This window comes from Acetivibrio sp., assembly GCF_035371925.1.
In the GTDB taxonomy this organism is placed as follows: domain Bacteria; phylum Bacillota; class Clostridia; order Acetivibrionales; family Acetivibrionaceae; genus Hungateiclostridium.
Map to the genome: position 1 here is coordinate 1 of NZ_DAORXT010000099.1, position 10525 is coordinate 10525.

General features: G+C 38.5%; 6 protein-coding genes. All 6 read right to left on the reverse strand.

Annotated elements, in window-relative coordinates; translation table 11 throughout:
• Nucleotides 1–163: 163 nt before the first annotated feature.
• The 6 genes from PLH43_RS11505 to PLH43_RS11530 all read right to left on the reverse strand — a co-directional run bounded on the left by PLH43_RS11505 (nt 164) and on the right by PLH43_RS11530 (nt 10349).
• Nucleotides 164–1162, reverse strand: a complete 999-nt coding sequence (locus tag PLH43_RS11505; RefSeq protein ID WP_324363228.1) for a WYL domain-containing protein — start codon at nt 1160–1162, stop codon at nt 164–166.
• 274 nt (nt 1163–1436) lie between these two features.
• A complete protein-coding gene (locus PLH43_RS11510; RefSeq protein WP_324363230.1) occupies nt 1437–1898 on the reverse strand; it encodes a hypothetical protein in 462 nt (153 codons plus the stop codon).
• A 63-nt stretch (nt 1899–1961) separates the two neighbouring features.
• On the reverse strand, nt 1962–3380 hold the full coding sequence (gene brxL, locus PLH43_RS11515) for a BREX system Lon protease-like protein BrxL (RefSeq protein WP_324363232.1): 1419 nt from the start codon (nt 3378–3380) through the stop codon (nt 1962–1964).
• A gap of 14 nt (nt 3381–3394) precedes the next feature.
• Nucleotides 3395–5752 (reverse strand): PglZ domain-containing protein, encoded by a 2358-nt coding sequence (locus tag PLH43_RS11520; protein ID WP_324363234.1) that lies wholly within the window; start codon nt 5750–5752, stop codon nt 3395–3397.
• 11 nt (nt 5753–5763) lie between these two features.
• Nucleotides 5764–9882 (reverse strand): hypothetical protein, encoded by a 4119-nt coding sequence (locus PLH43_RS11525; protein WP_324363236.1) that lies wholly within the window; start codon nt 9880–9882, stop codon nt 5764–5766.
• Nucleotides 9883–9896: 14 nt separating this feature from the next.
• A complete protein-coding gene (locus tag PLH43_RS11530; protein WP_324363238.1) occupies nt 9897–10349 on the reverse strand; it encodes a hypothetical protein in 453 nt (150 codons plus the stop codon).
• Between the last annotated feature and the right edge of the window lie 176 nt (nt 10350–10525).

Sequence of the window (10525 nt, forward strand, 5' to 3'; positions counted from 1 at the left end):
ATTGGGTCAAATCTTAACCGGCGATTTTAGGTCAAAAATATTCCGGCGTTGACAATACTTATATACCCTTCCATTCATTTCATTACGCACTATTCGGAATTTCCAAATAATTGTATCTTCATCTAACTATTTTATCACACAATGTGTACATTAAAACGGATAGTTAAATAATATGATTTTCCAGACCACTTTGCAGCATCTCCCTATATTTTTCTATAACTCCATCCGGCGACAATATCTTCACCTTATTCCCAAACTGGAACACCCAGGCCAGGAAAGTAGAGCTCACGGCCACATTGATTCTCACATTAAAATGGTTTTCATCGGCTTTCTCTAAGGATATATCCTTACCAAAGCGGTCAATCACAACATTCACAAGGGAATTGTCAAACTGAAGTTTCACCGTTTCTTCCTCGCCTCCGAACATATTGAATACCTTTTTCGAATACTCGGCGATATCCAGGCTTTTTTCACCAATTATTTCCGACAAATCCCGGCGAGGTTCTTTCAGGAGCTTTATTTCGGTCATCCTGTCAACTCTGAAATATGTCAGATCCGGATTCTTGGGGTAATGAGAGATTAAATAGTAGTTTTCATCCACCCAGGAAAGTGCATAAGGACTCACAATATAGGCTTGCCCGGAATTCCGGAATTGTTTCTTTTTTTCAATGTTATACTCAAAATATTTAAAGGATATCTGGCAATTTTCAGATATTGCAGTATGCAGGGTATCAACATTGCAGTAAATGAGTTCATTCATGGTCTTGACTCTATTGGCAACGTATACCTGTCTCTGAAGCTTTTTGGCCTGATGTATGCTTGTAAGGCTTTCAATTTTCTTTATCAGGTCGTTACTCTTTTTATGAGTAATGAATTTTGATGACTGGACGATATCAACCAGGAGCTTTAGCTCCGGCAGTTCAAAAAGCCGGTTTGCCACAAAATAGTCAGTAGTTTTTGTCTTCCGGGTGGCAATGTCAATGCCATACCGGCGCAGAGCTTCGATATCGTCATAGATGGATTTACGCTCAGCTGTAATACCATAGCGCTCAAGCTCTGCAATCATCTGATTGAGGGTTATACTATTCTCTTCATCGGTCTTCTCAAGAAGGATTTTCATAAGGTAGAGTATTTTCAGTTTTTGGTTTGAACTTTTTGCCATATGTATACCTCAAATTTTAGAATCTTTACAGCTGTTTGCAAAACATTTTATTCGTCTGATTTTTCTGCATAAACCATCTGCATCGCCAGTCCCCGACTATCCAGTGCTGGTTTCTCCGGTATAGACCTGAAACCGTTTTTTAATCCCAACATACCCGTTACTGCCAGGCAAAGCGCATCAATACAGTCTTCCTTTATTTTGCCAAGTTTCGGGTGTTCCGATATATAATCCGTAAGTTCGGAGGTATGATCATAATATAGTGTTATATAATTCTTTATTCATCTTGATCAAAGTCAATTTCCGATTCATCGTCAACGATAATCTCAGCACCCAATTTCAAATATTCCTCTATAGATTCTTCAAGGTCAAAAAGTTCCATTTCTGTTTCTCTATAACCACTAACCTCAATTAACCAGTCCGGTTCGGAAAAACTATCACCTCCCACTGCACAATCATAGACACTACCGCCCTTTGATATTTCAAATGAAGAGTCTGAAATTCTAAATGTAATATATCTCATTTCTTCAAATACATCTGTACCAGATCGATAAATAATACCAAACTCACAGCATGCTCCAACGGTAATTAAAGGTAATCTTTCAAGGGCATAAAGCGCATTCCCAAGTCCAATAACCTGCTTTGGTGTAATAAGAGGACTCTTTAAAAAACGTCGGACAGTGTTTCGTGCAATTTCAATTGCATAATAGTCATCATCAAATAAATCAAATCTCTCCATATAATAAAATCCTCTGCCTTTATAACTTTTTTAACAAATAAATGTTTTGTCTTGTCTGAGGTATTATTCCTCAACAACTTCAATATTCACCTTTGCATACTCTCTATCCATCTTATGGAGTTCATCCCTAACCCGCTGTCTTAGCTCTACAGCCGGTTTTACACAATACTTTATAAAATCCGCATTTGTAACTTGTAAGTCTGGAAACAATACCTTAAGATAAGCTGTTGCCAAACGCACTATTGCTTTCCTGTCTCTCAGGTCATTACAGTTTTGCAGTCTCATATTTAAATTTACATAATCGGTATACTGCGGCTCATTTCTAAGATTATGAAGCACTTCTGAGAAGAAATCGCCCTTAAAACCAAGGTACTTTGAGGGAGTATCCTTTGATATTCTTGGCATAAGCCAACCAGCAATGATACCATGCAACCTATCAATAAACGCAGTTTCCTGAAGAAAGTTGGGTATTTCCCGGAATAAACCCTCATCTTTATATACAGGCTGATGGTTTTCATCCAATGTAATGTTTCCAAGCATAACAAATCCGGCTTCAGCACTTGCTTCCGTATTACCCCGGCTAAATCTGCCGGACTCCAGATACACCTTCAGACCGGCAACCAGTTCACCTGTTGAATCTCCCTGAATACTTTGGACCTCATCCAGTACAACAACATCATACCTAGTTACAAGTCCGGGAGTATTGTTTCCGTTGTGATGGAACATAACTGCAGGAGAAACCTTGCCGCCGCCAATAACTCTTGCATACCTTGATATATTGCTGTATACAAAGGATTTTCCTGTCCCCTTGGGTGCAAGTTCAATAAGGTTAATCCTCGGCTCAACCATTGGAAGAATTCTGGTAATAAGTACATTTTTCTGTTCTTCGTTATAAATTGTCGGATTAAACCCCATGCTCGATATAATAAGATCTATCCATTCCTCTGTAGTAAAGTTCGATCTGCATTCCTTATAATATTCAATATCAATGCTTCCTACCTGAAACGGCTTGAAATTGCGCATCCACAGCTGTCCCTTTTCATTTGGCGACGCCGGAGGGACATAAAAAAGGTCGGCAACACCCCAAACCCCACTGGTAAGAAGCAAGTTGTTTTTTTCCACAATATCGTCGCTGATAAATGCGTCATTCATATCCAGGAAAGGAATTTTCAACGTTCTCTTGCCTGTTTTAAGATTCACTGAAACGCTGTAATCGTCCAGCAGCTTAACATTTTCCATATTAAGCAGTCTGTTTTTAACTTCTTCCTTTTGTCCTTTCTGAGGAAGATACCTGTTAACAAATTCAGATATCTTATTCCTGGACTCTTCGGTAAGCTCACCGTCCTCCAAAAAATTATAAAGAATCCATTCTCCAACATATGCAGGAATGGCCCTGGAGGAGAACCCTGCCTTATGTATCAAGCTTTTATTTATTACAACGTCACCATAGCAGTCATACGCTTTTTGTTCAAACTGCAACATGCTCCATACCTCACTTAAAAAATATCATCAAAGTTCGCTATATTTTGTTGAACACTCTTAACAATAATCGGGAGCTTATATTCATGTTCGTATTCTTTTCCGAGAAACTTATACGTCACTTTCAGCAGCAATTCTTCATTCCCTTCATTTTTAACAAAACGAATATTATCCATATATACTTTAGACACCGAAAGTTCATCAAATTTCTCATATTTCACACTTTTAGAATCTGACCTGACATTAGAATTCAATATGCTTATTTCAACATCTTGCACAGCGTATTCATTCGGATTCTTAATAATCATCTGAATTTTTGATTTTACAGACAACCTGAATTCATTGGATACCAGGGTAATGATCAAAGCCTCTTCTTTAACATCCACCCTTTCAAATCTAATAAAAGGCACAATCTGCTCCTCAGGAGTTATTCCGCCATGAACATAAAAACTTTCATCTGTTTCCTTAAAGCGATAATACTTTTTTGCAATCAGGTAATTCTCCTTCGTTCCAAATCTATTCCTGTCAATAACGTAACAATAGCGGTCAATATTGCTGTGCAGCTTACTCATATCCTCATCTGCAACGTAAACATACCTGTGATCCGATTTTTCTACACGACCCTTATAATACGCCTGATCAATCAGATTTTCCTGGCTGCTCAATATGCTAGTACTTCCATGATCGGACATTACATACACTTTCAGTTTATTTTCATACCCGATTCTTTTGGCAAAAGCGAGAATCTCCCGACTCAAAGCATTAAGTTCATTTTTTATTTTTGATCTCATTGATAATGCAGATTCCTTTTGCCCTTTATGCAGTATATCGTCAATTTCAAGGTAATTTAGTATTAATACGTCCTCGTCCTTTTTATCAATTTTTGACAACTCGCTTATATTTTCAAGATATCGCATGCTAAGGCCAAGCATACCCGCCCACTTCTTAACTTCCTGCTTATAGCTGATATTTTTCGCATTGCTGTACGGTTCACCTGTAAACAAGCTTCCTTTTGACACCTCGGTTACAGTTGGAAGCATTGCAAGTAATGGTTTCTCACTTGTCGAACTGAAACCCTGCTTTAAAAAGTAATCTTTTAAAAGTTTTGAATATTTATAATTAAAATTATCAATAATTATAACCAGAGAAAGTTCGTTATTCGCCAGCTCACTGCTAAGCATGGAAAACGCTCTATAAACCAGGTACTCTCCGGAAGAAATCAGCCTGGCATAATTATTATATACCCAGTCTCCATATAATACGGAATAACTGTTTATTTCTTCATCGTTTTTAACATTATCCTCCATCCAGAACCGATAAGGCAAATACTCATTTCTTGCCCATTCCAGCCAATCTTTTATATCAAAAGATGCTTGCGGCCTGCTTGGTCTTGCAGGAGGAATAATCCTATCCAATTTCTCGTCATAATCCGTTATTATGTGTTCAAGGTGTTTGAACTTATCTTTAGCTTGTTTTATAATCTGTTGGTCAACAACCCCGGTATTATTCTCCAAAACTTTCAATATAAAATAATATTCTTCGATAAAACGTCCCGAAACCATTTCTATGTACTTTCTAATATCCTCGTTTTCAAGGAAGTCTTTATCGAGAGTATTCAAATAAATTTCAATTTCCTTTCGAAGCTTCGAATAGTCCAATGATTCATCATAGTAGTCTTCATCTTTAAATTTAACCTTGCTGAAGTCGTAAGCATTGCTGCCTGCAATACTGCAAGCAATGTCTATCGGATATCCGGCAACCAGTAAGTATTTACATAAGTCATCATACAGTTTTGAAGGATTCGCATAAAAACTGTCTATAATATTTGCAGTCCAGCTTTCTGCCGCATTCCTTTTCCATTGACCAACTCTCCGCCTGAAAACCTTGTTCACCAATTGAATGGAAAGACTCTTCTTCATTTTTTCAAAATCTATAGAAGACAATATATTTACAAGGTCGTTTACCGGAAACCTTTCGAAGACAAGAAGACTTGAGAAATAATTTGCCATAATAAAGGCTTCAAATTCCATACCGGGCACATGCATTAACAAATCCCCAGCTTTAAGAATACCTGACTTTATTATATCTTCACTGCTTATATAATCAGGTACGGAAATCCCATAAAGTTTGTAGAATTCTTCCATCGGCGAATATCTGTGTATTTCAATATTCTGACTGCCGTAATTTGCCTGCATTGCCCTGAAAGCCTCAAGACAGAACCTGTTTCTCACCAGTACCTTTAATCCGGTATTTGAATAAAGTGCGCTGCGTATAGCATCATAAGCCTTTACATATTCATCAGGCTTATTAACTACAAGCCCTTCAAAGTTCTCCACAATTCCATCCGTGTCGTCATATATATGTACTACGCCCATAAAAACCTCACCTACAACTCTTTTCTGACCTCATCCAGGCATTGAAGAAGCTGTTCCTTATCAATTTTATACCTCTCCATAGATTTACTAAGCAGGCTCATTAAACACTTCTTCATACTATTTTTATCCTTGGGAAGGGTTACTTCAATTTTTGGTTCATCATACTCTCTTGTCCCTTTTTTATCCTGTCCCCAGATGGAACTTTGTTTGTATTCAGGTTTTTTGTACTGAACCTCATATTTTTTATCTTCATTTTCAAGATACAGAGTTATAATTTTGCTGTACCTGCCTTCCCTATCAGCAGCAGCAAATTTCAAGGTCTTGTTTTCCTTTGTTTCAAAGGTGTATTCTTCATGTTTTGCTTCTCTCTGAGACTCAAACTTTGTTGGGTCATCCCCATTGGATGTAATATATACTGTGGAATGTACAGCAAGTGGCTTTATTGTGACCTTTATATTACTCCTGTAGTATATCCGCCATGTGCTGCTGTCTATTTCATCCTGTTGGATATCATGCCCGAAACACTTGAAATCCGGCGCTCCGACAAGAAACATATTCTCTTCAATATGCTTTTTCCCCAGTCGGATTTTCTCAATATATATCTCCCTCTTATCCAGCGTCCATTCCTTGACCGCAGATAGTTTATATCCCTTATCCCCCGGCAATCTGACCATCAGCAACTCTTCCAGGGAGTATCCTTTGCCCAGATTCTCAATTATAGGAAGACTATTTTCACTATGCAGTTCATAGTACTTGCCCGTCTCCCGTTGAATGTCTGAGAGCCCTTCATACCATTGGTTTAATTTCTGAAGGATGGCCTCATAAGTAGAGTCGCTAATTCCAAAAATCTCCTTAACCTTGTTGATTATATCATTTCTGACAATTTCATATCCTTCCTCAATGGTTTCTTTATCCGACTTAAGCTTAACGGCAATGCTTTCTGCCTTCTCCTCCAGCAAAAGCTCATCTTTTTCATATCCATAAATAGTCTTAATCTCTTCAAGAATAAACTCAACCGGATTAGACCTGTCAATCTTGTCAAAAACCCGGATAAATGCATCCAATGTATGGTTATTATAAATTTCTTCTATTTTGCAAACCGGAGGAAGGCCTTTGTACCAGGCCTTCATCGCCTCAAAAAGGCTTGAAAGCGAGACTTCATTTTTTATGCTCTTACTGCTGTCAACAAAAATCGGGGTAATCTTTTTTATAAACGCTTCATCTCTGTCAGATATCTTTTTGTATATAATAACGGCATTTTTATATTTTTTATAGTATACCAGATCAAGAATTTCATCATAAGAAAACGGCCTTATGCTTCCTATTTCATTAATATCCTGTTTGATCAATATGCTTTCTTTAAAATACCTAAGCATTACTGCAAAGAACAGTATACACGCGTTGTAGCCTATACCGTATTGTGATGTCATACGTTCAACCAGTGACACGATATTTATTTCTCCCGTCGAATCCTTTACCGTTCCGATAATGTCGGACAATGCCGGAAGCAAGCTCCTATACTTGTCATATTGTGCTTCCATTTGGCAAATAGCCCTGTCGCCGGCATAAGCTACCCTTATAATAACACCCGATTGGAGAAGAGCTTTCTCAATATATCTTTTATCACCGCGGTCTGCCGGCAGGTTAGATTTATATCCCAAATCACTGGAAAAATCCAGGAGACTTTCAACCGCCTCTTTCAAAGCAGTGTTTTTCTTTTCCTTAAACTCGTGGCATACGTTCAAATCCTCATGCTTTAGCTTGTTTCTCCTATGCTCATATATTCCTTCAAGGATTTTGGATGCTGCCTTATTGTTATCAGAATTGTTTCTTGTCAATTCAATGCCGTTCTTTCCGTAGTAAATAAGGTTTTTGGACGAAATATACTTGTTAAATGCTTCTTCCAGTTGGGTATCGTATGCCTTTATATAGTCCTTCAAAACACCCATGTCCTGTGCGGAGAAATTTTCCAGGCTGATATTAATACAAGCCTTAAGAGAAAATATCAAGTCATAAACCGGGATTTCTTCGGTAGGAACACCTACCATAATGGCATCAAAAGAATTCCTCGCAGCCACGGAAGATGCTCTTCTGACCTCATCGGGAGTTTCGCAGATTATATAAACTGCAGCGCCTTCGAACCCATTTTTTATGTCCTTTTTTGCTTCCGTTAATTGCTTGTACAAATTAGCAAAGTAGCCGTCTGTCTCAGCCTCTTTAACAGTCACAAAAAACCTCTTTAGTCTTTTGTCCTCGTTATATAAAGAGTTATAATCCTTAGGCTCCAGAAATTCTTCGTTCTTGAAAAATTTCTGAATACCTTTTACGTCAGGGTGCTTGATTAGCTCTTCTCTCAATTCCTTTATTGCATCTGCCGGCATGTTGGCAGGATCCTGCTTGTATTCCCTTATTAAACCTCCAATATCATGGGCATCGCTTTTTCTGAACTCATAGCAGCTGTTTGTTTCATTTAAATATATTATTTTGAGCCTGCATGCGTTTTTAAGGTAGTACTCCAACTGTTTCTCTTCCGCTTGTGTGTTTGCGTTTAAACCAAACTTCAGGTTATCCATATTGACCGGCACGCCTATTATATTATATATAACCATGGTACGAAGTATTTTATCGTATACTTTACTTTCTATATCAAGATCCCGGCGATTATGCCTGTGTTTATGTAATTCCCTCAAGGATGTTTCAAAATCCCTGACATACTCCTTTATGTTCGGTCTTAACTCGGTATTATCGGTAGAGATTTTTCCGCCGAAATAGTCGAAAAGCAAGTCGACGGTATATAACTGCAGTTCGCCGTTCTGCCCGGTGATGCTGTGGCTTCTGACAAACCAGTCATAAGAACCCGGATCATTCTTCTCATCCGCAAAAAAGGTAAATACCGACCTGTTATTCGATCCGACATCAGAGGCCAGTTTTAAAAGGGCAAAGGTTGCCATGGGATGCATGGGATAAATGTTTTCTATAATTTTTTTTCTTCTCTTCGGGGCAGAAAGCCAGGAAAATATGCCTAACGACTCGCATCTGGAAGCAAGGCTGTTAAACACATCCACTCTTGCCTCAACTTCGTTCTTCCACCCGTCAGAGTCCTTCTGTGGAATTACAATGGCGGATATAATATCCTCAATCCCCTGAGTTTCAAGAGGAATTTCCTTCACCCTGTCGCTGGCAACCTGAAAATCGGCATCATTGTAAATGCTCCTGTAGCTTAAAAAAGACCTGTGTATTGTTGCAATGAACATGGTGACAAAACCGCCTGCAAATGAGTTTTCACACATCTCCCCGAACTTCTGAAAAACAGTAACATCAAACCTTTTGTTCTTTATCTGGTTGTCAAATTCGTCAAAGAGTATGGCTATACCTACAAATTTATCCCTTATAACCCTGCTGTTTGCCATCTGCTTTATAATTTCGACAAGGTTGTCTTTTTCATATTCAAACTCAGAGGTGGTAATATCCTTATGGAACCTGCAGAATATGTCTACTGCTTCCTTGCTGTATTCCTTGAGCGCTTTCTTAAATTTGGCCATCGTCCAGTTAGGATAAGTACTTTCAAGCTTTTCCTGAAACATATTGTAAAAATATGTGTGCTTGCTTTCCCAGAGTTCCAGTTTCTTTAACGCCTGAAGGTAATGACTATCGAGTTCATCCGGATTGATTTCCTCCCTTTCCAGTGCTTCCTTTATAGCTCTCAGAACAATAGTTTCAAAGCTGGTCTCCAATCCGTAATCACATATGCAGACAAGATATCTTCCTGTTTTCCGGATATTCTTAAGTTGATCGGCCTTTTTAATCTGTTCCTCCTCTTCTGCCTCTGCGTAGTTCTGAAAAAACTGCTCCATCTCAGGCATATCCGACGGGCTTTCAAGATAATTGGCAGTCATAAGGCACAAGTGGGATTTGCCTGTACCGTAAGAACCTGAAAGTATAAAGCATCTTTTTGAGTCTTTTCTGTAAATTCCTTCAGCAATAGTTTCAAAGGCTTTCCTGTGAGCCTTAATCGGTTTATAGTGGGACATCCGCTCCACATTCTGGCTTCTGTCCTCGAACTCTTCCTTTAGCTTGACCTGTGCGGAGTAACCTCCATGTATCTTAATAATGTCCTTAATCATGTTCATCCCGTTGTTACACCTCACTCAACATTGTAAATATTCAAAACCCTGTTCTGTCCAATGCTGTTTTCAATTCGTCTGTCCCTTAGAAATTTGGCGGCTTGAAGTATAAAGCAGTACCCTATCCGGAATTCATCCCTTTCAATAAAATTTAAAAAATGCTCCTTGTTCAAATCATTCCATGTATTTATTAAAAAGTCGATATTATCGATAACAATGAGCTTTCCTCCGAAAGGAATATTTCTCAAGTATTTTTTCAAATCCTGTGGCTCAAAAGTATCAATACTGCCACTAAGTTCAGGTTTTGAAAGAAAATCAGCCAACAGGTCAATATATAAAGATTCAGTTTTCTCGGCTAATTTCCTTGCGAGCTTCGACTTGCCGCTCATGGCCGGGCCAAACACCACAAAGGATTTGTAGCGTTCTTTTAGTTGATTATTTACGAAATCAATAATCTTTATCTTTTCTCCCATTGCAAACCTCACAAACTCTTATAGTACTGCTCAAGCACTCCCTCAAATGTCATATCACTTCCAAGTCTCACCTGGTCAAGATCCGCCCTGGATTCTATCCCGATCAAACCCTTGCTTTTAATAGCCTCTAGCTTTGTCCTTAAAAAGCTTTCATCAAGGAAAAACAACCTGCCTGG